General features: G+C 67.6%; 18 protein-coding genes and 2 tRNA genes. 14 read left to right on the forward strand and 6 right to left on the reverse strand.

Annotated features, from left to right (window positions below; all coding sequences use genetic code 11):
- Positions 1–615: 615 nt before the first annotated feature.
- Entirely contained in the window at positions 616–1,443 is an 828-nt protein-coding gene (locus tag BLS55_RS08520) for a nitroreductase family protein (protein ID WP_180365430.1), read from the reverse strand.
- A 272-nt stretch (positions 1,444–1,715) separates the two neighbouring features.
- On the opposite strand from BLS55_RS08520, the gene BLS55_RS08525 reads away from it, so the two are divergent.
- From BLS55_RS08525 to BLS55_RS08535, 3 genes are all read left to right on the forward strand, one after another.
- Positions 1,716–3,896, forward strand: coding sequence for a hypothetical protein (locus BLS55_RS08525; protein WP_092154313.1), 2,181 nt, complete (start codon positions 1,716–1,718; stop codon positions 3,894–3,896).
- Positions 3,897–4,131: 235 nt separating this feature from the next.
- Positions 4,132–4,308 (forward strand): hypothetical protein, encoded by a 177-nt coding sequence (locus BLS55_RS12110; RefSeq protein WP_092154315.1) that lies wholly within the window; start codon positions 4,132–4,134, stop codon positions 4,306–4,308.
- The gene (locus BLS55_RS08535; RefSeq protein ID WP_373886025.1) at positions 4,305–5,063 is read left to right on the forward strand and encodes a ubiquinone/menaquinone biosynthesis methyltransferase; all 759 of its coding nucleotides are present in this window, start codon (positions 4,305–4,307) and stop codon (positions 5,061–5,063) included. Before BLS55_RS12110 ends, BLS55_RS08535 begins: the two co-directional genes overlap by 4 nt.
- On the opposite strand, the gene BLS55_RS08540 is transcribed toward BLS55_RS08535, so the two are convergent.
- Positions 5,060–5,254 (reverse strand): DUF2065 family protein, encoded by a 195-nt coding sequence (locus BLS55_RS08540; RefSeq protein WP_092154317.1) that lies wholly within the window; start codon positions 5,252–5,254, stop codon positions 5,060–5,062. The two genes, BLS55_RS08535 and BLS55_RS08540, sit on opposite strands and share 4 nt — an antisense overlap.
- A gap of 45 nt (positions 5,255–5,299) precedes the next feature.
- Here BLS55_RS08540 and BLS55_RS08545 point away from each other — a divergent pair, with 45 nt between their 5' ends.
- The 4 genes from BLS55_RS08545 to BLS55_RS08560 all read left to right on the forward strand — a co-directional run bounded on the left by BLS55_RS08545 (position 5,300) and on the right by BLS55_RS08560 (position 11,457).
- Positions 5,300–6,613, forward strand: coding sequence for a nucleotide sugar dehydrogenase (locus BLS55_RS08545; RefSeq protein WP_092154319.1), 1,314 nt, complete (start codon positions 5,300–5,302; stop codon positions 6,611–6,613).
- Between the two features lie 4 nt (positions 6,614–6,617).
- Positions 6,618–7,370 (forward strand): futalosine hydrolase, encoded by a 753-nt coding sequence (gene mqnB, locus BLS55_RS08550; protein WP_092154321.1) that lies wholly within the window; start codon positions 6,618–6,620, stop codon positions 7,368–7,370.
- A gap of 8 nt (positions 7,371–7,378) precedes the next feature.
- Positions 7,379–8,344, forward strand: coding sequence for a polyprenyl synthetase family protein (locus tag BLS55_RS08555; protein WP_092154323.1), 966 nt, complete (start codon positions 7,379–7,381; stop codon positions 8,342–8,344).
- A gap of 116 nt (positions 8,345–8,460) precedes the next feature.
- Positions 8,461–11,457, forward strand: a complete 2,997-nt coding sequence (locus BLS55_RS08560) for an AIR synthase-related protein (RefSeq protein ID WP_092154325.1) — start codon at positions 8,461–8,463, stop codon at positions 11,455–11,457.
- Positions 11,458–11,879: 422 nt separating this feature from the next.
- Here BLS55_RS08560 and BLS55_RS08565 read toward each other — a convergent pair whose 3' ends face one another.
- Complete coding sequence (locus tag BLS55_RS08565) at positions 11,880–13,025, reverse strand: polysaccharide deacetylase family protein (RefSeq protein WP_092154327.1); 1,146 nt, start codon at positions 13,023–13,025, stop codon at positions 11,880–11,882.
- 236 nt (positions 13,026–13,261) lie between these two features.
- Here BLS55_RS08565 and BLS55_RS08570 point away from each other — a divergent pair.
- Both BLS55_RS08570 and BLS55_RS08575 read left to right on the forward strand, forming a co-directional pair.
- Positions 13,262–13,337, forward strand: a tRNA-Val gene (locus BLS55_RS08570).
- A 9-nt stretch (positions 13,338–13,346) separates the two neighbouring features.
- Positions 13,347–13,423: transfer RNA gene (locus tag BLS55_RS08575), tRNA-Asp, on the forward strand.
- A 193-nt stretch (positions 13,424–13,616) separates the two neighbouring features.
- On the opposite strand, the gene BLS55_RS08580 is transcribed toward BLS55_RS08575, so the two are convergent.
- Positions 13,617–15,941, reverse strand: a complete 2,325-nt coding sequence (locus BLS55_RS08580) for a heavy metal translocating P-type ATPase (RefSeq protein WP_092154329.1) — start codon at positions 15,939–15,941, stop codon at positions 13,617–13,619.
- 84 nt (positions 15,942–16,025) lie between these two features.
- Here BLS55_RS08580 and BLS55_RS08585 point away from each other — a divergent pair, with 84 nt between their 5' ends.
- The 3 genes from BLS55_RS08585 to BLS55_RS08595 all read left to right on the forward strand — a co-directional run bounded on the left by BLS55_RS08585 (position 16,026) and on the right by BLS55_RS08595 (position 19,064).
- Entirely contained in the window at positions 16,026–16,223 is a 198-nt protein-coding gene (locus tag BLS55_RS08585) for a heavy-metal-associated domain-containing protein (RefSeq protein ID WP_092154330.1), read from the forward strand.
- A gap of 227 nt (positions 16,224–16,450) precedes the next feature.
- Entirely contained in the window at positions 16,451–17,770 is a 1,320-nt protein-coding gene (locus BLS55_RS08590; RefSeq protein WP_257243192.1) for a M14 family metallopeptidase, read from the forward strand.
- A 292-nt stretch (positions 17,771–18,062) separates the two neighbouring features.
- Positions 18,063–19,064 (forward strand): NAD(P)H-dependent glycerol-3-phosphate dehydrogenase, encoded by a 1,002-nt coding sequence (locus BLS55_RS08595; RefSeq protein WP_092154332.1) that lies wholly within the window; start codon positions 18,063–18,065, stop codon positions 19,062–19,064.
- A gap of 304 nt (positions 19,065–19,368) precedes the next feature.
- Here the strand turns inward: BLS55_RS08595 and BLS55_RS08600 are convergent, their stop codons facing one another.
- Positions 19,369–19,845 (reverse strand): hypothetical protein, encoded by a 477-nt coding sequence (locus BLS55_RS08600; RefSeq protein ID WP_092154333.1) that lies wholly within the window; start codon positions 19,843–19,845, stop codon positions 19,369–19,371.
- 224 nt (positions 19,846–20,069) lie between these two features.
- Between BLS55_RS08600 and asnS the strand changes: the two genes are divergently transcribed.
- The gene (asnS, locus tag BLS55_RS08605; RefSeq protein ID WP_092154335.1) at positions 20,070–21,434 is read left to right on the forward strand and encodes an asparagine--tRNA ligase; all 1,365 of its coding nucleotides are present in this window, start codon (positions 20,070–20,072) and stop codon (positions 21,432–21,434) included.
- A 223-nt stretch (positions 21,435–21,657) separates the two neighbouring features.
- Here asnS and BLS55_RS08610 read toward each other — a convergent pair whose 3' ends face one another.
- Positions 21,658–22,245: a Crp/Fnr family transcriptional regulator gene (locus BLS55_RS08610; protein WP_180365431.1), complete on the reverse strand. Its 588-nt coding sequence runs from the start codon at positions 22,243–22,245 to the stop codon at positions 21,658–21,660.
- Positions 22,246–22,598: 353 nt separating this feature from the next.
- On the opposite strand from BLS55_RS08610, the gene BLS55_RS08615 reads away from it, so the two are divergent.
- Positions 22,599–24,047, forward strand: a complete 1,449-nt coding sequence (locus tag BLS55_RS08615; protein WP_092154339.1) for an aryl-sulfate sulfotransferase — start codon at positions 22,599–22,601, stop codon at positions 24,045–24,047.
- Positions 24,048–24,257: the final 210 nt, after the last annotated feature.

Below are 24,257 nucleotides of genomic sequence, written 5' to 3' on the forward strand. Positions count from 1 at the left end.
GGCCTGGCCGGAAGCGCCGGGTTGACGGTATGGCAAGCATACCAGGTCGTGAAAAAAGTTACGAATGAACTGAGCCAGCCTTAGCGTAGTTTGTCAAACCTTGCAAGGGTCTATTTTGATAAATTTTTTAACGCGGTTGTTGTTGCGCGGACTGTTGTCCTCCCCAGGCGGTGCGGGGGCAGAGCTGCGTGTCCGGCCTTGGGGGCTGCGGCTTGAGTGGTGCATCTGTTCCTTTCGGAACAAATGTTTGAGCATACAGTCAATATAAAGCACATTGCTAAGAATAATGCAACTAATTTTTGAAATTCAAGGATATGAGCAAATTATGTGAACAGGCGTCATTCCCCTTCGGGGGGGGGGGCGGGTTTCATGGAGGTTTTCCCTCGCTGTCGGCCGTTGCGACGCGCGCGGCGGCGCAGAAACAACGCTGGGGCAACAAGCGGCAAATCCCGTACGCGGCGGCGCAGGAAGTCCGGGGCGCCGACCTCCTGCCCTGGGCCGGGCCGTCCTTACGCCGTGCGGCCTGATCCGCGGGGCCTTTTTTGCGGCGCGGCCTTCATGCCTGGCTTCCCCGGCCGGAATATCCGTATTCCAGCCAGGGAAGCTGCAGCCGGGCTACAGCCAGGTCAGGTCCAGGGGCTTGCGTTGGGGCCGGGCGCAGGGCCTGAACAGTGGGCGGCCCATGAGCTGCACGGCGCAGGCGGCTTCCTGGGGCCCGATGCCCAGGAAATCCCGCACGGGCCCGCCCGCCGGGTGGCGCAGGGCCAGGCAGACATAGCCGCCCCAGCAACAGCCCACGCCGTGGCCCTGGGCCGCCAGTTCCAGATATGCGGCGGCAATGGCCGCATCGCTCATGCCCCAGTTCCAGTCGGCCGGGGCCACGGCAATGACGGCCTGCGGCGCGTCGCGGACGATGACGTCCGTGCCTCTGTCCCAGGCGCGGGCCAGGCTCTCGGCGTGGCAGGCCTTGGCCATGGCCGCGTCTTCCTGGGGCAGGCGGCGCATCCAGTCGATAACCAGCTCCGCCAGGCGGCGGGTCTGGGGGCGGGCTTCCAGCACAATCCAGCGCAGGGCCTGGGCGTTTTTGGCCGAAGGGGCAAAGCGCGTGGCGTCCAGCAGGCGCAGCAGCAGATCGCGCGGCAGGGGGGCTTCCTTAAAGACGCGCACGGAGCGGCGGGAGAAGATCAGCTCCTCCACCTGTTCCGGGGCGGGCTGCAGGTCGCGGCGCAGGGGCGGGCACTGGGCCGGGTCCAGGCCGGGCGCGGCGCAGGCCCCGGTGGGGCAGAAGGCCATGCACTGGCCGCAGCCGATGCAGAGGCTTTCCTGGTGGCTGTTCATGGAGGGATAGTCGCCGGGCGCGGCAAGAATGATGTGCACAGGGCAGACCCGCGCGCAGATGCCGTCCTTGCGGCAGCGTTCCCGGTCAACGACAAAATGATTCATGGGGATTCTCCTGAAAGATTGCCGGACGCCCGTCAGCGCGGCGTCCGTGTTCTGGGTATAACGCCGCCCGGCACGGAGGGAAAGCCCCGCAACACCAGGCCGACGCGCTCCGCGCCGATACGCCCCCGGCGCAGGGGGAAAGCCCCGGCCCCGCGGCGCAATTTGCGTCTTTTGCCATAACCTGCTACGAAAAAGCGTCGTTTCAGGGTGCGGAGCGATGCTTCCCGCCACGCTTCGGCTTCCCGCCGGAGCCATACTCTATGAGGTTGCGCATGGCCGCCCAAAATTCCACTGCAAATACTGAAGAAATCATCGACCTCACCGAGCTGATCGAAAAAGGCGTTGTGCCGGAAAACGGCCCGGAAGGGGCCGCGCAGGCCCGCAAGCCCGCGCCGCACGCCCATGAGGCCGACGACCTGGAGGCCCATATGCGCGGCCTGAACGATCCGACCTTGCCGGCTGAAGCCGCCATCGACGATCTGCTGGCCCAGATGGAGGCCCACACGGAGGATACGCCCTCCGTGGCGGCGGGCGGTCCGCCCCCGGATCACCTCGTGGATCCCGATGAAAAACTGGATATGCCCGGCCTGGGCGATGTGGACCATCTGCTCCAGTCCCTGGACATGCCGCCCCAGCCGCCGCAGGAGGCCGACGCCCCCGGCGCGGCCAGCGCGGCTCCGGCCGCGGAGGGCCAGGACGCGGACAGCCTTATGGCCGTGGACGCCATGCTGGACTCCATGCACGGCCAGCCTTCCGGCGCGCCCGCAGGGCAGGCCCCTGACGCGGCGGCGCCGCAAGCGGCAATGCCCGACCTGGACGACCTGCTGGCCGCCGGAGCGGCCGGATCTGCCCCCGGCGTGCCGGGCGACCTCTCGGATCTGCTGGAAGAGGCCCTGTCTCCGGAAGGCCCGGCCTCTCCCGCGCCGTCTGCCCCCGCGCCCGCGGCTTCGACTGCTGCGGCCCCCGCGCCGGTCGCATCCCCCGCCGCCACTATTTCCGCGGGCGAGCTGGACGACCTGCTGGCCGCCGCCGCTGACGACATGGCGGCCGCCCCGTCGCCCGTCGTTCCGGCAGATGCCGTCCCGTCGCCCGCTGCACAAACGCCCGTTGCGCCCCCTGCCACCGCACAGGCGGACCCCATGGCGGATCTGGACGCGCTGCTGGCCGAGGCCGCCGCGCCTGCTCCGGAAGCCGCCGCGGCCGCCGCGCCCGGACAGGGCGCGGACCAGCCCCTGCCCCCCCAGGAGGAAATCCGGCCTGAGGCGCAGGCTGCGGACCTGACGGCAGACCAGGGGGCTGGCCTGGATCTGGATGCGCTCTTGGCCGAGGCCGCCGCGCACCTGGACGCCGCCTCTCCGGCCGCCGCGCCCGCGGCGACGGAACCGGCAGCGTCGCCCGCCGCGCAGGAATCTGTAATGCAGGAGCCCGCCGTGGCACCGGAGCCCGCGGCAACGGCAGCGCAGCCGCAGGCAGCGGCCCCGGCTGCGCCGGAACTGCCCGCCGCCGCGCCCGCGGCGGATGCGTTTGCCGCAGCGGAGGAACTGCCCGCCGCTGCAGCCCCGGCGGATGTGTCCGCCGGGGAGAAGGATCTGCCCGTGCCGGAGGCGGAAGCGCCCTTGCCCGCCGTGGAAGCGGCAACACTGCTCCCTGAACCGGAATCCGCGCCGACGGAACAACCGGCGGCCCCGGCTGCTCCGGATTCCACGGCCGCATTGTCGGGCGCGCCCGCCGCCGCGCCGTCCCTGGCGGCGGAAGAGGCGCAAGCCGTGCCGGAAGCTGCGGACCAGACGCAGGAAGTCTCACCGCCCCCGCCTGTGGGCGCCGAAGCCGCCGTTGTGGCCGTGGCCGCTACCCAGGCGGCGGAAGCCTCGGCCCATGCGGCGGAGGCTTTTGAGCAGGCTTTTTCGGCCTCTTCCCGCGCCGCGGAAGCCGCGGAAGCCGCCGCGGCCCTGGCCCAGCGCCTGGAGCAGTGCGAAGCGGCCCTTCAGGCCGCGCAGGAGCGCCTGGCCGCCCTGGAAGCGGCGGCGCAGCAGGCCCCGGTCGGTCTGGGCGAAGAACAGGTCGCGGCCCTGCTGGACGAGCGGCTGGCCGCGCAGGCTCCTGCGCTCACGGAAGGACAGGTCCGCGCCTTGCTGGTCGAGCGCCTGGCGGCCCTCAGGATGGAACAGCCCGCTCCGCTGACCGAGGCGCAGGTGAACGCGCTTCTGGACGCCCGTCTGGCCGCAACGCCGCAGGCCGCGGCATTGACCGCAGCGCAGGCCGACGCCCTGCTGGACGAACGTCTGGCCCCGCTGACGGCTTCCCTGCGCGGGGTCGACGCCCGGCTGGACGCCCTGGAGCGGCGGCTGGACGCGCTGGAGCCCCAGTTCAACGAGCGGGTGGAAAAGGCCGCCGCGGCTGCGGCCGCGCGCATTTTGCGCGAAGAGATTGCCCGCCTGCTGGCCGAGGCCTGAGGGCGCGGCGGCGGAGCGGGCGCGCCGCCCGGCCTTGCCAAGGTCGGGCGGAACGCATATGCTCCAGCGCGTTCCGGCGCATTTTTGTCGCGCGAGCGTTTTTTTGCACAAAAGGGCGGGGGCTTGTGTTTCCGTTCTTTTACCCGTCCAGGCAATACCCGTTGTGGGTCTCGGCCATTCCCCGGAGGACGGGGTTTTTTCCGGCGCGCCCCGTGGGGCCGTAAGCCGAGGTGGTATGGACAAGGATCGCAAGGAAGCCCTGCAGGTGGCCAAAGAGCTGACCGCCAAATTCATTGAGACGCGCACCGTTTCGCCCGGCAATTTTGCCGAGGTCTTTCCGGCGGTTTATAAGGTGGTCTGCGCCGCCATTGGTGTGGATGCCGGCCCGGACAACGGCGGGAAACGGGCGTGAGCGGCGCGTATCCTCACGAAGCGCGCGGCGGCGATCCGCGCGGGGCTGCCCCCGGCACGCCGCACGATGCGGCCGTGGCCGGCATGTTCGGCCGCATTGTGCCCTTCTACGATCTGCTCAACCGGGTGCTCAGCCTGGGGCTTGACCGCTACTGGCGGCATGTGCTGGCGCGCAACGTGCGCCTGGGCGCAACGGGTTTGGTCCTGGACCTGGCCGCGGGCACCCTGGACGTGGCCCTGGCCGTGCGCCGCCGCTATCCCGGGGCCTGCGTGCCGGCCATGGATTTCTGCCCGCCCATGCTGGCGCGGGGCCGCCGCAAGCTCCGCGGGGCCGACGCCCGCAACATCCTGCCCGTGGCTGCCGACGCCAAGCGTCTGCCCCTGCCGGATTCCTGCGTGGACTGCGTGACCATGGCCTTCGGCATTCGCAACATCCTGCCGCGCGAGCGGGCTTTTGCCGAGATGCTGCGCGTGCTCCGGCCCGGAGGGCGGGTCTGCATTCTGGAGTTCGGGTCCGGGCGGGAACGTATCTGGGGCGGCCTGTACAATCTGTACCTCAACCGCGTGCTGCCGCGCGTGGGGCGGATTTTTTCCAAAGATCCCGCCGCGTATGCCTATCTGGCCGCCACCATCCGCCAGTTTCCCCCGGCAGCGGCCCTGGAGCGCGAGCTGCGCGACGCGGGCTTTGCCCGCGCCTGGCACGAAAAGCTCACCTCAGGCATCGTCTGTCTGCATGTGGGCGAAAAAGGACGTTAACGCGCCAGGGCCGTCAGCAGCAGGCCCACGGCCACGGCGGCCAGGCCTGCGGCGCGCAGTCGGCTTTCGGGCTGGCTCATGAGCGTGCGCAGGGCGCGGCGCATGCCGCCGGGAAACAGCGCCCAGCACAGGCCTTCCAGCACAATGGCCAGGCCCAGGGCGCGCAGAAAAAGGGCAAAATCAAACCGCATGCTTCCGTGGTGACGGAAAAGCGCGGATTTGTAAAGGACCGCACTATGGTGACATTCGAGGATCTTTGCGCGGGCAGGGCCACCCTGGCCGTGGTGGGCCTGGGCTATGTGGGCCTGCCCTTGGCCGTGGCCTTTTCCCGCCACATGCCCGTGCTGGGCTATGACTGCAGCTCCCGGCGCATTGCCGAGCTCAAGGCGGGCCGCGACCACACCCGCGAGGTGGACCACGAGCGCCTGGCCGCCGCCGCAGTGCGCTATTCCGCCGATCCCGCCGACCTGCGCCAGGCCGACGTGGTGGTGGTGGCCGTGCCCACGCCCATCGACACCCACCGCTCGCCCGACCTGACCCCCGTGGTGGGGGCCAGCGCCACCGTGGGGCAGAACCTGCGCCCCGGCTGCGTGGTGGTCTACGAATCCACGGTCTACCCCGGCCTGACCGAGGAGATCTGCGTGCCCATCCTGGAGCGGGAATCCGGCCTCAAACTGGGGCGGGACTTTACCGTGGGCTACTCGCCGGAGCGCATCAACCCCGGCGACAAAGTCCACACCGTGGAGACGATCGTCAAGATCGTTTCCGGTTCGGACGCGGCCACCGCCGATCTGCTGGAAAAACTCTACGGCTCCGTGGTGCGGGCGGGCACCCACCGCGCCTCCAGCATCAAGGTGGCCGAGGCCGCCAAGGTCATTGAAAATACCCAGCGCGACCTCAACATTGCCCTCATGAACGAGCTGGCCCTCATTTTCGACCGCATAGGCATCGACACCCTGGAGGTGCTGGAAGCCGCGGGCAGCAAGTGGAACTTCCTGCCTTTCCGTCCCGGCCTGGTGGGCGGGCACTGCATCGGCGTGGACCCCTACTACCTCACCTATAAGGCCGAGGAGCTGGGCTTCCACCCTGAGGTCATCCTGGCCGGCCGCCGCATCAACGACAATATGGGCAAGTATGTGGCCGAATGCGCGGTAAAGCGGCTCATCAGGAGCGGCCGGGTCATCAGCGGCGCGCGCGTGGGCATCCTGGGCTTCACTTTCAAGGAAAACGTGCCCGATCTGCGCAACACCCGCGTGGTGGACGTGGTGCGCGAGCTGGCGGACTACGGCGTTACCGTGCTGGTGAGCGACGCCGAGGCCGACCCGGAAGAAGCCCTGCGCGAATACGGCCAGACCCTGCTGCCGCAGGAGGCCCTGTGCGATCTGGACGGCCTTATCCTGGCCGTGGGGCACAAGGCCTATGCCGGGTTGACCCCCGCCGCCGTGAAAAGCCTTTTTGCCGCGCCGGACAACGCCGTGGTTCTGGACGTGAAGTCCTTTTTCGACGCCGCGGCCATGCGCGCCGCGGGCATAGACTACTGGAGGCTGTAGCCACGTGACCCTGCTGCTCTGCGCCGCCACGGCCCGTGAACTGGCGGGCCTTGCGCCGGGCTTTGCCCCGCCGGGGCTGCCGCCCCTGGAGCGCACGGGCGCGGGGGCAGCTGCCGCCCCTTGGCCGGAAATGCGCCTCTGGCCTCTGCCGTTGCGGCGCGGCCGCGCCCTGTGCTGCCTTACGGGCGTGGGGCCGCTCAACGCGGCGCTGGCCCTGGGCCTGGCCCTGGAACGGGCCGCGGCCGAGGGCACGCCCATAAGCGCGGTGTGCAACGCCGGGCTTGCCGGGGCCTTTGACCTTGCGGCCGCGCCTTTGCGTTCGCTCTGGCTGGTGCGGGAAGAAATCTGGCCGGAATACGGCCTTAACGACGGCCGCTCCGTGGTGGCCGGGGCTTTTGGCTTTCCTCTCTGGCAGCCGCCTGAGGGCGCGCCCGTGCGCGACCGCCTGCCCCTGGCCGGAGCGGACGCCCTGGGCACGGGGGCGGAGGCGGCGGTTTTTCCGTCCTGCCGCTCCGTGACCGTGGCAGGGGTGACGGCCAGCCACGAGCGGGCGGCCGGCTTGCGCCAAAGCTATGGCGCGGAGCTGGAGAATATGGAAGGCTTTGCCGTGGCCTATGCCTGCGCCCGCGCGGGCCTGCCCTGCGTGGAGGCGCGCTGCGTTTCCAACAAGGCGGGGCCCCGCGCCGGGGATGAAAAAGATTTTGCGGGAGCCCTGCGCGCCCTGGCCCAGGTGCTGCCCGCCCTCAACTGCAACTGAGTAGCGTCATGATCCAACTGAAAGCGCGTCTGGCCCTGGAACTGCCCGCCATCAACCGGGCCCTGGGCCGGGCGGTGGAAACCCTGCCCGCGTCCGTGCGCCCTGTGGCCCGGCACATTTTCGACGCCGGGGGCAAACGCCTGCGGCCTGTGCTTACCGTGCTTACGGCGCGGCTTCTGGGCTGCAGGCGGGACGACCTGCAAGACCTGGCCGTGACTCTGGAAATGCTCCACGCCGCCACCCTGCTGCACGACGACGTGCTGGACAATGCCGTGAGCCGTCGGGGCCAGCCCGCCGCCCACACAGTCTATGACGTGGGCACGGTCATTCTGGCCGGGGACGCCCTGCTGGCCGGGGCCAACGCCATGGTGGCGGGCTATGGCGACACGCGCCTGACGCGCTGTTTTTCTGAGGCCACCAGCCGCACGGCCGCGGGCGAGATTCTGGAAATCGAGGCCCAGGGCCGGGTGGACGTGGGCGCGGCGGAGTATGAGGAAATTATCCGCGGCAAGACGGCCTGGCTCATCCGCGCCTCCTGCGAGATGGGCGCGCTGGCCGCCGGGGCCGAGGCCCCTCTGGCGGCGGCGGCCGCAGCCTACGGCGAAAACTTGGGCATGGCCTTCCAGATGGTGGACGACGCCCTGGACTTCGCCCCGGAGAGCGTCACCGGCAAGCCCACGGGCGGCGACGTGCGCGAAGGCAAGCTCACCCCGCCCCTGCGCCTTTACCGCGAAAGTTTGGCGGAAACGGAACGCGCCGCCTTTGACGCGGCCTTCTGCACGAGCCTGATGACGGAGGATGACGCCGCCGCCATTGCCGCGCGCATCCGCGAGGCGGGTTTTGACGCCCAGGTGCGCTGCCAGGCCGAAGGCTTTCTCCATGCGGCCCGCGAGGCCCTGCACGCCCTGCCGGATCGGCCGGAGCGCGGCCTGCTGCTGCAGATGGCCGACTATGTGCGGGACAGAAAAAAGTAGGCCGGGCCCAATTTTTGCGGGGCTGCCTCCGGCGGCCGGGGGGCCGTGCCCCCTTGCCCCCTTCCCCGCAACACGCATCCAACAATTCTTTTCCTGCATTCACGAGGAAGCGAGCCATGCTCTACAGGGTGGAAACCGGCCCCCACGCCGGAATGGACGACACGCAGGGCCGCAAGACGGCCCAGCGCTTGCGTAAGGATCTCAACCTGGCCGTGGCCGAGGTGCGGCAGACCAAGGTCTTTACCGTGGACGGCCTGGATGCCGCCCAGGTGCAGCGGCTGCTGGACGAAGGCGTGTGGCACGACCCCATCCTGCAGCAGGCCGCGCTCACGCCCCTGCCGTTGGCGCAGCCCGCCCAGTGGTTCGTGGAAGTGGGCTTCCGCCCCGGCGTCACGGATAACGAGGCCCGCACGGCGCGGGATACGGCCGCCCTGGTGCTGGGCCTGCCGCGCGAGAGCCTGCGCGTCTACACCTCCGTGCAGTACCGCCTCAGTTCGGACGCCGCCGCGCCCCTCGGGCGCGAGCAGGTGGAGGCCCTGGCCCGTGATCTGCTCTGCAATACGCTTATCCAGCGCTACCGCATCAAAAGCGCGGCGGAGTGGGCGGCGGAGCCCGGCTTTGCGCCGCAGGCGGCTGCTGTTACCGGCACGGCCGACGCCACAGTGGAAACCATCGCTCTTTCGGGCATGGACGACGCGGCCTTGCAGCAGGCCAGCCGGGAAAACACCTGGGCCCTGAACCTTGCGGAGCTGCACCGCATCCGCGCGCACTTCACCGGGCTGGAGGAAGCCGCCCGCCGCGCGGCCCTGCAACTGCCCGCCGACCCCACGGACGTGGAAATGGAAGTGCTGGCCCAGACCTGGTCCGAGCACTGCAAGCACAAAATTTTCGCCGCGCGCATCGAGTATACGGATGCGGATACGGGCCGCCGCGAGGTGGTGGACAACCTGTACAAGACCTGCATCCGCGACGCCACGGCCATTCTGCGGGAGCGCATGGGCGCCAATGACTACTGCAAATCCGTGTTCAAGGACAATGCGGGCGTCATTGCCTTCATCAACGGCTACGATGCCTGCATCAAGGTGGAGACGCACAACAGCCCTTCGGCCCTGGATCCTTACGGCGGGGCGCTCACGGGCATTGTGGGCGTGAACCGCGACCCCATGGGCACGGGCATGGGCGCGGAGCTGGTCTGCAATACGGATGTTTTCTGCTTTGCCTCGCCCTTTTACGACCAGCCCCTGCCCCCGCGCCTGCTGCACCCCCGCCGGGTGCTGGAAGGCGTGCGCGAGGGCGTGGAGCACGGCGGCAACAAATCCGGCATCCCCACGGTCAACGGCTCGCTGGTTTTTGACGAGCGCTTTCTGGGCAAGCCGCTGGTCTTCTGCGGCACTGTGGGCCTGCTGCCGGCCGAGATCAACGGCCGCGCCGGCTGGTACAAGAAGGCGGAGCCGGGCGACGTCATCGTCATGACCGGCGGGCGCATCGGCAAGGACGGCATCCACGGGGCCACCTTCTCCTCCGAGGAACTGCACGAAGGCTCCCCGGCCACGGCCGTGCAGATCGGCGATCCCATCACCCAGCGCAAGATGTACGACTTTATCCTGCGCGCGCGGGATATGGGCCTTTACCACGCCATTACGGACAACGGCGCGGGCGGCCTTTCGTCCTCCGTGGGCGAAATGGCCGAGGATACGGGCGGCTGCGTGCTGGACGCGGCCAAGGCCCCCCTGAAGTACGACGGCTTGCGGCCGTGGGAAATTCTGCTCTCCGAGGCGCAGGAGCGCATGACCCTGGCCGTGCCCCCGGACAAGCTGGAGAGCTTCCTGGAGCTGGCCGCCCGCATGGATGTGGAAGCCACCGCCCTGGGATATTTTACGGAGTCCGGCTACTTTGAAGTGCGCTACGGCGAGCGGGTGGTGGCCTCCCTGGATATGGACTTCATGCACAACGGCGTGCCCCAGCTGCGTCTGGAAGCCCAGTGGCGCGCGCCTGAGGCGCGGGACGTCCGCGTGGATGTGGCCCAGGTGGAGCAGGGGGCCTTTCTGCAGCGCATGCTGGGGCGGCTGAACATCTGCTCCAAGGAATACATCGTCCGCCAGTACGATCACGAGGTGCGCGGCGGCAGCGTGATCAAGCCCATGGTGGGCGTCAAGCGCGACGGCCCGTCGGACGCGGGCGTGCTGCGGCCCCTGCTGGAATCGGACGCCGGGCTGGTTGTTTCGCACGGCATCTGCCCCAAGTTCAGCGACTACGACGCCTACTGGATGATGGCCAACGCCATGGACGAGGCCATCCGCAACGCCGTGGCCGTGGGCGCCAACCCCGACGCCCTGGCCGGGGTAGACAACTTCTGCTGGTGCGACCCGGTGGCGAGCCCCGCCAATCCCGACGGCCGCTACAAGCTGGCCCAGCTGGTGCGGGCCTGCCGCGCCCTGCGCCAGTTCTCCCTGGCCTTCGGCGTGCCCTGCATTTCGGGCAAGGACTCCATGAAGAACGACTACACCGGCGGCGGCGAGCGCATCTCCATTCCGCCCACGGTGCTCTTCTCCGTGCTGGGGGTCATGGGCAATGTGACGGCCGCGCAGACCTCGGACTTCAAGCGCCCCGGCGATCTGATCTACCTTTTGGGCGGCACCTGGCGCGAAATGGCGGGCAGCGAGGCCGCCGACGAGCTGGGCCTCAAGGGCGGGCGCGTGCCCCATGTGGACGCGGCCGCGGCCCTGCCGCGCTACCGCGCCGTCAACGCGCTTATGGGGCAGAAAGCCATTGCCGCCTGCCACGACTGTTCCGACGGCGGCCTGGCCGTGGCCCTGGCCGAAATGTGCATCGGCGGCCGCCTGGGGGCCGAGGTGGATCTGAACGCCGTGCCCGCCCTGGAGACCATGAACCTCACCGAGCTGCTCTATAGCGAATCGGCCAGCCGTCTGGTGGTCAGCGTGCGGCCCGATCTGGGCATGATTTTTGACGCCCTGGGCCAGTGGCAGCTCTGCGCCCGCATCGGCACGGTCACCGAAGACGCGCGCCTGACCCTGCGCAGCGGGGACAGCGCGCTCTGCGCCGTGCCCGTGGAGGATCTTACCAAGGCCTTTAAGCGTACCCTCGACTGGTAGTCCGTCCCAGAGGCGCAAACGCAGCCTTGCTGCGCGGGCAGCGCTGCAGTAAGCCCTTTGCTTGCCCTTGAGAACGCAGTTCTCAAGGGCAAGCAGCGTTTATACGGCATTTGCTGCGGCTGCGCGGCAGACGCCCGACGTGGAGACGTAAGCGCAGTTTATTTGCGCTGTTGCGCGCTGGAACGAGCGTTTCGTAATCTTTGGGCACGCCTGTTCTCAAGGGCAATCTGCTCTCAAGGGCCGTCCCGCCGGCAGGCAGGGGGCCCTTCTGCGTGGGCGGGCTCCATCCCCCGACCGGGCCTTGCCGCTGCAGCGGATGCGGCGCTGCCAGACAGCAGGAGCGCCCCGGCCACAATGGCCGGGGCGCTCGGTGGTGCTTCCCTGTGGGGGGAGGAACAGCAAGAACTGTTACAGAGAAAAAATCAGGAAAGGGAACCGCTTGCGGCGTGCGCGGCGGGCAGGGTCAGGCCTGAGGCCGGGGTGGAAGCCGGGTGCGGGTGGAGATCCAGGGGCCGGGCCTGGCCGGAAGACCCGGCAGGGCTTTGCCCAGGCCTGGCGGGGCCGGCCTGCGCGGCGGAATCGGCCTGACCCGATGCCTGGGGCTTATCCGCCTGGGGCGTTTGCGTCTGGGGCGTTTGCGTCTGGGGTTCTGCCGTCTGCGGGCCTTCCGCAGCGGGGGCGTCGCGCCACGGCCAGGGGCGGCTGCTGCGGGCCAGGGGCACGGGCGTGGAGCCGGCGGGGTAGCTGGACGTGGGAAGCTCTTCGGCTTCGCGCACGCCGCGCACCTCGTGGGCGGCCACGGGCATTTCCGTGCCGCCGGGCAGCGCGTGGGGCGTCTGCCTGGTCATGAGCAGGCCCGGTTCCGGGTCCAGCAGCCCCTCCAGGTAATCGCTCACCGTGACAAAGCGCTGGCAGCCGCCGGCGCGCAGGTCGCGGATGATGCGGGGCAGATCGTCCACCGTGCGTTTGTGCGTGTCGTGAAACAAGAAAACGCCGCGCAGGGTTCCGGGCTGGTACACGGTGCCCAGGGTGGAGCGCAGGGTGGCGTAGTTGGCGGGCAGGCGCTGCCAGTCGCGGCTGTCCAGCGACCAGAGCAGCACCGTCAGGCCCTGCTCCGCGGCCACTTTTTCCGTATAGGCGTCAAAGGCCCCGTAAGGCGGGCGCAAAAAAACCGGGGCGGCCCCCAGGGAGCGCAGGATGGCGTCGGTGCGGCATATTTCCTCGGTCTTGCGCTCCGGGGAAAGCAGACGCAGGTTGGGGTGGGAGTAAGAATGGTTGCCCACCTCATGCCCTTCGGCCAGGATGCGCCGCACAATGTCCGGGTGGCGCTCCGCCTGGCTGCCCAGCAGAAAAAACGTGGCGGGAATGCCGTATTCCGCCAGCATGTCCAGCAATTGCGGCGTATTGACGGAGGGGCCGTCGTCAAAGGTGATGGCGCAGAGGTTTTCGCGCATGGGCTGGCGCATAATGACGACGCCGTCCACCACCTTGGCGGAGGCCGCCTGTGCGGTCAGCGTCAGCAGCCCGAAGCAGGCCGCCATCCCTATATATTTGCAAAGCGCTCGCATACCCGGCCTCGAAAAAAAAGCGTCGGGCGGGGGAAAACCCGCCCACGGGGCAGGTCTAGCACTCCCCACGGCGCTCCGCAAGGCGGTGCGGTGTCTTTTGGCCGCCTGCGGCGCAGATCGGCCCGAAATAACCTGAAAAATGAAGGGAATAAAACGGCAAAAAAGTTTAAATTTTTTTACTTGGCAAAATTTTCTTGACGGCAGGGGTCTTTTTGCATAGAAATCGGTCTCCGGGCGGGCAGTTAGCTCAGTTGGTAGAGCATCGCCTTCACACGGCGGGGGTCACAGGTTCAAGTCCTGTACTGCCCACCAGCCCACTACGGAGCGGTAGTTAAGACGGTTATAACGCCGGCCTGTCACGCCGGAGGCCGAGGGTTCGAGTCCCTTCCGCTCCGCCAGAAGTCAAACGCGGCACTGCGATCACATCGCGGTGCCGCGTTTTTCGTTTGTCCGCCGCCTGCTGCCATGCCGAAGGTCGGGTCTACACCAAAGACCGGGGCAGGCGCTTTCAGCGGGCCCTTTCCCGACACTTTTTGGCTCTGCCTCAAAGACCGGGGCATAGTGGTCTTTGAGGCAGAGCCGCAATCCCCGCTACCCTTGGATGCGGAACCAGCGCAGGCGCAGGGCGTTGCTGACCACAGAGACGGAGGAGAGGGCCATGGCGGTGCCGGCGATCATGGGGGAAAGCATGGGCCCGCCGAAGGCGTGCAGCAGCCCGGCGGCCACGGGCAGGCCCAGGATGTTGTAGCCGAAGGCCCAGAACAGGTTCTGGCGGATGTTGCGCATGGTGGCGCGGGAAAGGGCCAGGGCGGTGAGCACGGCTTCCATGCCGTCGCGCATCAGCACCATGTCGCCAGCTTCGGCGCTCACGTCCACGCCCGTGCCCACGGCCATGCCCACATGGGCCGCGGCCAGGGCCGGGGCGTCGTTGACGCCGTCGCCCACCATGCCCACAATATTGCCTTCCCCTTGCAGGCGGCGCACATAGTCCGCCTTTTGCGCGGGCAGCAGGCCGGCGGCCACCTCGTCCACGCCGGCCTTGGCGGCCACGGCGCGGGCCGTGCGTTCGTTGTCGCCGGTGAGCATGACCACGCGCACGCCCATGCGGCGCAGGCGGCTTACTACAGAGGCGGATTCGGGGCGCAGAGCGTCTGCCAGGGCCAGAACGGCGGCCAGGCGGGCCTCCGCCCCTGCGCCCAGAGCCAGCAGCAGGGGCGTCTGCCCGGCTTCGGCCAGGGCCGTCAGGCGGTCCAGGACGTCCTGGGGCACGCTCAGGCCGCGTTCTTCCATAAAGGCGCGGTTGCCCACGGCCACATGTTCCGCGTTCACCTGCCCGGCAATGCCCAGGCCGGGGCTGACCACAACGTCGTCCACCAAGGCGGCGGGGAGGTTACGCTCCTTGGCGGCGGCCAGAATGGCGTGGGCCAGGGGGTGTTCGGAGCGGGCTTCCAGGCTGGCGGTCAGGGTCAGCAGGGCGTTTTCGTCCTTTCCTTCCGCGCCGGGCAGCGCGTCCAGCCCCGTAAGCACGGGTTTGCCCGTGGTGAGGGTGCCGGTTTTGTCCACGGCCAGCACGCTGATGCGCCCGGCCTGCTCCAGGGCCGCGCCGTTCTTGATCAGCACGCCCAGTTGCGCGCCCCGGCCCGTGCCCACCATGATGGACATGGGTGTGGCCAGGCCCATGGCGCAGGGGCAGGCCATGACCAGCACGGCCACAAACACGGTGAGGGCAGTGGTGACGGGTTCGTTGCTCAGAATAAGCCAGGCCAGGGCCGCCAGCACGGCCAGCAGCATGACCGCGGGCACGAAGTAGAAGCTCACTTTGTCCGCCAGGCGGGCAATGGGGGCCTTGCTGCCCTGGGCTTCGCGCACCAGGCGGATGATGCGGGCCAGGCGCGTGTCGCGGCCTACGGCTTCGGCCCGCAGGGTCAGGGAGCCCTCGCCGTTAACGCTGCCCGCCACCAGCTTGTCGTCCGGGGCCACGGGCACGGGCATGGATTCGCCCGTAAGCAGGGAAACGTCCACGGCGCTGCGGCCCGTAAGCACCACGCCGTCCACGGGCACGCGCCCGCCGGGCTTGAGCAGCAGGGTGTCGCCCGCCCGCACCTGGGCCAGGGGCACCTCCCGCGGGGGCTGCGCCGCGTCGGCGGGATCCAGCAGCAGGGCCGTCTGGGGGGTAAGGCTCATGAGCGCGCCCATGGCGTCCCCGGCCTTGCGCTTGGCCGTGGCCTCAAGAAACTGCCCCAGCTCGATCATGGTAAGCAGCACGGCGCAGGATTCATAATAGAGATTCATGGCGCGGGTTACGGGCTCCGAACCGGCCAGGCCCAGCAGGGTATTGCCCAGGCTGAACAGGAAGGCCGCGCCCGTGCCCACGGCCACCAGGCTGTCCATGGCCGGGGCGCGACGCAGCAGGGCGGCGATGCCGTCCTTGTAAAAATGGCGGCCCAGCCAGACCACGGGCAGGGTCAGAAAAAACTGAACCAGCATGAAGGTGCGGGGCGCGCTGTGCGGCGCAAGCCAAGCGGGCAGGGGCAGGCCCGCCATGTGCCCCATGGAGACCGCCAGCAAAGGCACGGCAAAGCAGGCCATGGGGATGAGGCGGCGCAGCCGGGCCTGGATGTCGGCCAGGGTGCGGGCTTTGTTGGCGGCGAACTCGGCGGCGGCGTTGTCCTCGGCGGCGGGAGAGGCCGTAAAGCCCAAGGCGGCCACGCGCTCCACAAGATTTTTGCTGACGGCCTTTTCTTCGCCCGGTCTGGCCCAGACCTCCGCTTTGGCCGTGGCCAGGTTGACGCTGATTTTATCCACGCCCTCCATCCGGCCCACCACCCGCTCGATGCGGGAGGAGCAGGCCGCGCAGTGCATGCCCCCTATGTCGAAGCGCAGGGGGCAGGCCCCCGTATCCTTGCTGGCGCTCATGCTGACCTCCGGCTTGTCATTGGCTGTGGCGGCGCGTACACTGCCGTCATCTGAAAATGAAAATTGTTTCCCAAGGAGGATACGATGAAAACCCTGAAAGTCAATGGCATGCGCTGCGGGCACTGCAAGGCCTCGGTGGAGGAAGCGGCGGGCAAGATCGCCGGCGTGAAGAACCCCCAGGTGGATCTGGAGGCCAAGGAACTGCGCTTTGAGGAAAGCGCGCCCGTGGATATGGCCGCCCTGCGCGCCGCCATCACTGACATCGGCTTTGATCCGGAATAGCCGCCGTCTTGCCGTTTGCCGCCGAATATCGTAGGTATCGGCAATCACCACCGGGCTCGGCGGCCGCGTTGCCGCCGGGCCGCAACCACGGCGACGGCATGCGGCACTTTTGGCACACACGGTTGCGCGGCGCGCGCACGGCGCGCGCACGGCGCGTTCTTCCGGCAGCGGCGGCGCTGCTGGCATTTTTTTGCTGTCTGTGGGCCCGGCCCCTTGCGGCGGCCCCCGTGCCGCCGCTGGATTTTACGCTGACGCGCCTGGGCGATGCAAGCGGGCCTGTGGCGCTGGTGGTGGGCGGCATCCAGGGCGACGAGCCCGGCGGCTTTTCCGCCGCCACCTTACTGACCACCCACTACACCATCCGCAGCGGCGGCCTGTGGGTAGTGCCCAATCTCAATTTTCCCAGCATCATCAAGCGCTCGCGCGGGCTTTACGGCGATATGAACCGCAAATTCGCCCGCCTGGACGACCGCGACCCGGAATACGGCACCGTGCGCCGCATCCAGGACCTTATCCGGCACCCCAGGGTGGTCCTGGTGCTCAATCTGCACGACGGCAGCGGCTACTACCGCCCCGTCTATGAGGACAGGCTGCGCAACGCCGCGCGCTGGGGGCAGTCTGTGATCATTGATCAGGAGCGCCTGCCCGGCGTCTTCATGGGCGATCTGGCCCGGGAGGCGCAGGAGGCCGCGGCCGCGGCCAACAAGGGCCTGCTGGACCCCGCCCACCGCCTGCATGTGCACAATACCCGCACGGCCGAAGGCGACCGGGAGATGGAAAAGAGCCTTTCGTACTATGCCGTGCGTCAGGGCAAGGCGGCCTTCGGCCTGGAAGCCAGCAAGGAATTTCCCGTGGAGCTGCGCGCCTATTACCACCTGTGCATGGTGGAATCCCTGCTGCGTCAGGCCGGGGTGGCTTTTACGCGCGGCTTTGAGCTCAGCCCTGAGGGCGTGCGCGGGGCCCTGCTGGAGAATCTGGGCGTTTCTTTTGCCGACAACAGGATTTTTCTGCCCCTGGAGGACGCGCGCCCGACCATCAATTATCTTCCCCTGCCCAAGGAGGCCCAGGCCACGGCCGTGCCTTCCAAGCCCATCATGGCCGTGCTGCCCTGCGAGCGGGACGACGGCCAGTACTGCGTGCACTACGGCAACCGCATGATCACCCTTATCCGGCCCGAATGGCGGGAGGTGGACACCAGCCTCAGCGGCGTGCGCGCGCGGGTGGACGGCAAGGATGTGGACGTGCCCTTTGGCCGGGTGCTGGACGTGCGCGCGGAATTGCTGGTGCAGCCGCAGGAGGGCGTGCGCGTCAACGCCATCGGCGTGGACAGCGGCGAAAAGGACGAAAGCGGCCTGACCCTGCGGCGCAAGGATTTTCTGCCCCGCTTTTCTGTGGACCGGCAGGGGCGCATCTTTCGGGTGGAGGTTTATCGGGGCCAACGCTGCAGCGGCATGTTCCTGGTGCGCTTTGCCGCCGACGCCCCCCGGCAGGCGCGCGCGGCCCCGCTGCCCGACAGGCCTGGGCCGGAATCCGCTTTGGGCTTCTGAACCGGCGGCAGGGGCAGGGCGGGCGGCCGGGTTTCCGTTGCGGAGTCTTGGCCAGGTAACCAATTATGGCGCGAAATCCGCGCACGGTCCCGCATTGCGGGGCTTGCGGCGGGGCGCAGGCCGCGCTGGGCGCGCTGCGCGCCGTTGCGGATGCACCTTTGCAAAGGCAGTATGCTCTGCGGTCGCGGTCCGGAAGGGCCGCCACCGTTCCATCAAACCAGACAAGGTCGGGGGCGGCGTGGGAAAGGGGCCTCCTTTCCCCGAAGCTGCCTCCGCAACGCTACAAATCGCCATGAAAACTACTGTGCAGCGCATCTGCGTGGCCGGGGGCGGCAGCTGGGGCACGGCCCTGGCCCATCTGCTGGCCGTCAAAGGCCACAGCGTCACCCTCTGGCTGCGGGACGCGGCCGTGGCCCAGGCCATCAACCAGCGGCATGAAAACCCGCGCTATCTGCCTGGCCGCGCCCTCAGCCCGCGCCTGACGGCCGGAACGGATCCGGAAGCGCTGGGGGCCGACCTGGTGGTGCTGGCCGTGCCCACCCAGCAGTTGCGCGCCTGGCTCACGGAGCGGGCGGGCTTTTTCCGCCCCGGCGCGGTGCTGGTCAATGCGGCCAAGGGCCTGGAAACCGAAACCCTGTCCGCCTGCTCCGAGATCGTGGCCACCGTGCTGGCCCGGCTGGAGCCGCGTTATGCCGTGCTTTCCGGCCCTTCCTTTGCGGCCGAGGTGCTGGCGGGCCTGCCCACGGCCGTGGTGCTGGCTTCGCACCACCGGGCCCTGGGGCGGCGGCTGCGCGAAATTTTTGCCGGGCCCGCCTTCCGCTGCTATTCCAGCACGGACGTGACGGGCGTGGAGATGGGCGGGGCGCTCAAAAACGTCATGGCCATTGCCGCGGGCATCTGCGACGGCCTGGGCCTGGGGCACAACAGCCGCGCGGCCCTCATCACCCGTGGCCTGGCCGAAATGTGCCGTCTGGGCGTGGCGCGGGGCGCGCGGGCCCGCACCTTCATGGGGCTTTCCGGCCTGGGCGATCTGACCCTGACCTGCACGGGCGACCTTTCGCGCAACCGCCAGGTGGGGCTGCGCCTGGGGCGCGGCGAAGCCCTGGAGGCCATTACCGCCAGCCTGGGCATGGTGGCCGAGGGCGTTAAAACCACGGCCGCCGTGTACGCCCTGGCCCGCCGCACGGGCGTGGACGCGCCCCTGACCGCCGCCGTGCACGCCATCCTCTATGAAGGGCAGCGCCCGGCCGCCGTGCTGCGCAACCTTATGGACCGCGATCTGCGGGACGAATAGGCCGTTGCCGTTGGTCTGGCGGGTAAGGCGCTCTGCCCCGCGAGCTGCGGGAGGAGGGCGGCTGTCTGCCGGGCGTTCTGCCCTGGGGCCCTGCCTGCGGGACGAAGAAAAGCGTCTTCGGGAGGCGGCCGCGTCGGCGCATGTGCGCCCCACGGAACGCGCCAGGGGGCCGTTGCGGCAAAAAATTTGGCGGGAGGCCCCGTGCCGGGGTTCCCGCCAAAAAAATGCGCGCTGCGCCCGGCAAAAGGCCACCGGGCCGGGCGTCCGTTCGCGCGGCCGCCGAGCGTTTCAAGGATGCGCGGCCCTACTTCCAGAGACTGGAATACTTGGCGGCAATGCCGTCCGTGCGTTCCGCCAGCTTGTCCACCAGGGCGTCAATGTCCTCCGCGCCCACGGCGCCCAGGTCGCGCGCCAGCAGGTAGCCCAGATAGCCCTTGCCCTGCTTGAACACCCAGCTTACGGCATAGATCGATCCTACGGTCGGCCGGCCGGGAAACTCCGGTTTGGTGTCGAGCATAAGGTAGAGCTTGGGCACGTCTTTGTCTTCATCGTCGTTGAGGGTAAAGAGGCTGCTTTGGTTGAAGCGCTCCTTGAGCCGCATGCCCAGGCGCGCGCCGATGCTGTCCGAGCCGTCCAGGGCCACGCTCACCGTGGTCACGCGGTCCAGGCTTTTTTCCGGTTTGTCCTGCACGGGTTTGCCCGTCTGGGGCTGGGCCGCCGTTGCCGCGCCGGCCAGGGCCAGCGCGCAGATGAGGGTCAGGATGCCAAAAAGTTTTTTCATGCCGCTTTCACTCCACTGCGCTGAAGGTGCCCGGCATCCGCGCCGGGGTGGGTGCCGCACGACGCCGGGGGCGTCGCCTGAGCCGCAGTCTATATAATCTTTAGAAAAAGGCCAAGGGGGCAGAGGCGTCCGGCCTGGGCGGCGCGCTTTTCCGGCCCCTTGAGGCGCGCGCCCAATGGGGCTACACTAGCCAGCACATTTTGCAGCAAGCGAGGATAACCGCCATGCAGCGCACCCTTATTGTGGATCTGCTGAACGCCGCCGCGCCCGCGGATAACGTTGCCCTCTGCGGCTGGATCCGCACCCGCCGCGACGCCAAGGAATTTTCGTTTGTGGAGCTTAACGACGGCTCCTGCCGCGCCAACCTGCAGTGCATTGTGGACGCGGGCACGGCGGCGCAGGCGGGGCTGGGCGAGGCGGCCACGGGCGCGGCCGTGCGCGTGCGCGGCGCGTTGGTGGCTTCGCCGGGCAAAGGCCAGCGCTGGGAGGTGCGGGCAACGGCGGTGGAGGTGTTCGGTTTGGCCGATCCGGAGACTTTTCCCTTGCAGAAAAAGCGCCATTCCGATGAATTTCTGCGCACCATCGCCCATTTGCGGCCGCGCACCAACAAATACGGCGCGGCCTTCCGCATCCGGGCTGAAGCCGGCTACGCGGTGCACGAGTTTTTTCGCTCGCGCCGCTTTGCCTGGGTGCACACCCCGGTGCTCACGGGCGCGGACTGCGAAGGCGCGGGCGAGATGTTCCGCGTCACGGCGCTGGAACCGGGGCAGACGGATCTGCAGCGGGATTTTTTCGGGCGGCGCTGCAACCTGACCGTTTCCGGCCAGCTGGAGGCCGAAGCCCTGGCCATGGGCCTGGGCCGGGTTTATTCCTTTGGGCCCACCTTCCGGGCGGAAAATTCCAATACCCCGCGCCACGCCGCCGAATTTTGGATGATCGAACCGGAAATGGCCTTTGCCGATCTGGACGACCTCATGGACCTGGGCGAAGACCTTACCCGCTCTGTGGTGGAGCACGCCCTGGCCCACTGCGCCGAGGATCTGGCCCTGTTTGACAGCTTTGTGGATAAAGGCCTGCTGGCTCGGCTCAAAGGGCTTTTGGCCGCCCCCTTTGCCCGCGTGCCCTATGCCGAGGCCGTGGAGATTCTGCAGAAAAGCGGCAAGGATTTTGCCTACCCCGTGGCCTTCGGCACGGACCTGCAGACCGAACACGAGCGCTACCTGGCGGAAGAGCACTTTGGCAAGCCCGTGGCTGTGTATAATTATCCAAAAGAAATCAAGGCGTTTTATATGCGTCAGAACGACGACGGGCGCACCGTGGCCGCCGTGGATATTCTGGTGCCGCGCATTGGCGAGCTCATCGGCGGTTCGCAGCGCGAGGAGCGCCTGGACCGGCTTACGGCCCGCATTGCGGAGCTGGGGCAGCGGCCTGAAGACTACTGGTGGTACCTGGATCTGCGCCGCTTCGGCAGCGTGCCCCACGCGGGCTTCGGCCTGGGCTTTGAGCGGCTGCTCATGCTGCTCACGGGCATAAGCAACATTCGCGACGTCATCCCCTTCCCGCGCACGCCGGGGAACCTGGAGTTTTAGGGCATTTCAAAGTTGAAATGCCCTGGCGGCTGCGTGAGCAGACGCCCGCTGTGGAGGCGTAAGCGCAAGTTATTTGCGCCGTTAAGCGCCGAAACGGGCGTGTCGCAAACTTTAAGCAGGCCTGTTCTCAAAGGTAATCTGCTCTGGAGCACGCGCAACGACCAGATGGCCCTGAAAAAGATTGCGGCAAGACCGTCTTTGGCGGCCTTGCCGCTTCTTGCCGTCAGGCCGGCTGCCCGTAGGCCGTGGGCGCGAGGTGCGCCTCCTTAAAAAACTCTTCAGGCCGGAGGATAAAAATATCCTCGCAGCTTTTGTCAAAGCGCAGCAGCCCCCGGCTTTGCGCCTGGCGCAGCACCTTGTAGAGGGAAATGCGGTGCATGCCCAGAAGGTCGGCCATTTCCCGGTAGGAGATGTCCCGACGGGCCCGCAGGGGCTGCGCGCCGGGCACGATGCGCGAGGCCAGGAATTTGCAGACCCGGGTCGTCTGCGATTTCAGGCTCAGGGAAATCACCTGCTGCGAGAGCAGCGTGACCTTAAAGCTGAAGCTGTGGCAGAGGTTGAGCAGCAGTTCAGGTTTCTGCAAGCCTATTTTACGCACTTCTTCGCCCGTAAAAGAGCATATATAGCTGTCCTCAACGCATTCATGATAGTACCGGGCATCCCCCATGACTAAGGGATTGTCGTGGCCCAGCAGAATGAATGAGGGCGTTTCGTTGAAGCAGCAGCCTTCCCGCAGGTACCAGAGCGTTTTTTCGCTGCCTTCGGCGGCCAGGGCCATAAGGCGCACCCTGCCGCTGACTACAAAAAACATGTGGGGTTGGTCGTCAGCAAATTTCTGGCCTTTTTTCCACAAGCGGGGCCTGGAAGGCGCCACCGCCCGCCAGCAAATATTCTGACCCACAAGCTCGGTAAAGGACATACGCACCTCCGCGCCGTTACGGCGGAATCACCCCCAGTATATGTGAAACAAACAACAATACCAAGCCAACGGCGTCCAAAGCCCCACCCGGGGCTTCCGCCTCCCCTGAAAACACCTTAGCGCCGTCTTTTTGTGAATAATGTTGCTACCACAACATCCCCGGCAGCTTTCCCGCCCTACCATTCCCCATGCAGCATCACCGTCGCGGCGCGCAAGGCCTGCGGCGTCACCAACTGGAGGTTTTTATGGGGCATCCCACTATTTATCCCACCGGCGTCACGTTGTATAATCCGGACAAGGCCTGGAACGGCTTTACCATCCTGCAGGCTCCCGACAACGGGGCCCTGCTTCTGGGCATGAACGGTCATGAAATCCGGATGTGGAAGGACGTGCACGGCTTTCCCAACAAGATGTTCCCTGGCGGCATGCTCATGGGCAGCACCGGCACCCGCCACCCCAAGTTCGGCCTGCAGGACCAGCTGGACCTGGTGCAGATCGACTGGGACGGCAACATCGTCTGGAAATTTGACCGGGCGGAATTTATCGAGGATCCGGGCCAGGAACCGCGCTGGATGGCGCGCCAGCACCACGATTTTCAGCGCGAGGGCAGCTCCGCAGGCTACTATGCGCCCGGCTCCGAACCCAAGATCGATTCCGGCAACACCCTGGTGCTCTGCCACCGCAACACCGTGCAGCCGTACATCAGCGACAAAACCCTGGTGGACGACGTTATCTATGAAGTGAACTGGGAAGGCGACATCCTTTGGGAGTGGGCCTGCTCCGACCATGCGGAAGAGATGGGCTTTTCCGAGGAAGCCCGCAACGCCATGTGCCGCGACCCCAACTACCGCGGCGGCACCCTCATGGAAGACGCGCCCGGCGTGGGCGACTGGATGCACGTCAACTCCATGTCCACCCTCGGCCCCAACAAGTGGTTTGACGCCGGGGACGGCCGCTTTCATCCCGACAACATCATCATCGACGGCCGCGAAACCAACGTCATTCTGATTCTGGACAAAAAGACCGGCAAGGTCGTCTGGCAGCTGGGCCCCGACTACAACCGCACACCTGAGGCAAAGGGCATTGGCTGGATCATCGGCCAGCACCATGCCCACATGATCCCCCGCGGCCTGCCCGGCGAGGGCAACATCCTGGTCTTTGACAACGGCGGCTGGGCCGGCTACGGCGCGCCCAATCCCGGCGCGGCCCACGGCGTTAAAGCCGCGCAGCGCGACTACTCCCGCGTGCTGGAGATAGACCCCGTCAGCCTCAAGATCGTGTGGCAGTATACCCCGCACGAGGCGGGCTTCCTCATCCCCCTGGACGCCAGCCGCTTCTACAGCCCCTTCATCAGCTCGGCGCAGCGGCTGCCCAACGGCAATACCCTGATCTGCGAAGGTTCGGACGGCCGCGTGTTTGAAGTCACCAGCGAGCATGAGATCGTCTGGGAATACCTGTGCCCCTACAAAGGGCACATCGGCATGCCCATGAACTGGGTGTACCGCGCCTACCGCCTGCCCTACGCCTGGGTGCCGCAGGCCGAAGTCCCCGCCGAAAAGGCCATTGAACCCTTGAGCGTCAAGGACTACCGGGTGCCCGACGCGGCGCCCTTTGGTCCCTTGAGCACGGTTTCGGTCAAGGGCACCGTTGGCTACTACAGCGGCGCGGGCCATTGCGTGGCCGCCACCGAATAGTCTCGGCGTCGGCTGCCTCCTCCACAAAAGTGCCCCGTTGCTGCCGACGGGGCACTTTTGCCTGCTGCGCCAGGCCGCAAACGAGGAGAGCAGACTGCCTTTGAGAACAGGCCGTCCAAGGGTTACGATACGCTCGTTCCGGCGCTTGCCGGCGCAAATACATTGCGCTTCGCCTGCACGGCGCGCGTCTGCGCACGCAGCCGCCACGGC

Origin of the sequence: Desulfovibrio legallii (genome assembly GCF_900102485.1) — a bacterium.
GTDB classification, from domain to species: domain Bacteria; phylum Desulfobacterota; class Desulfovibrionia; order Desulfovibrionales; family Desulfovibrionaceae; genus Desulfovibrio; species Desulfovibrio legallii_A.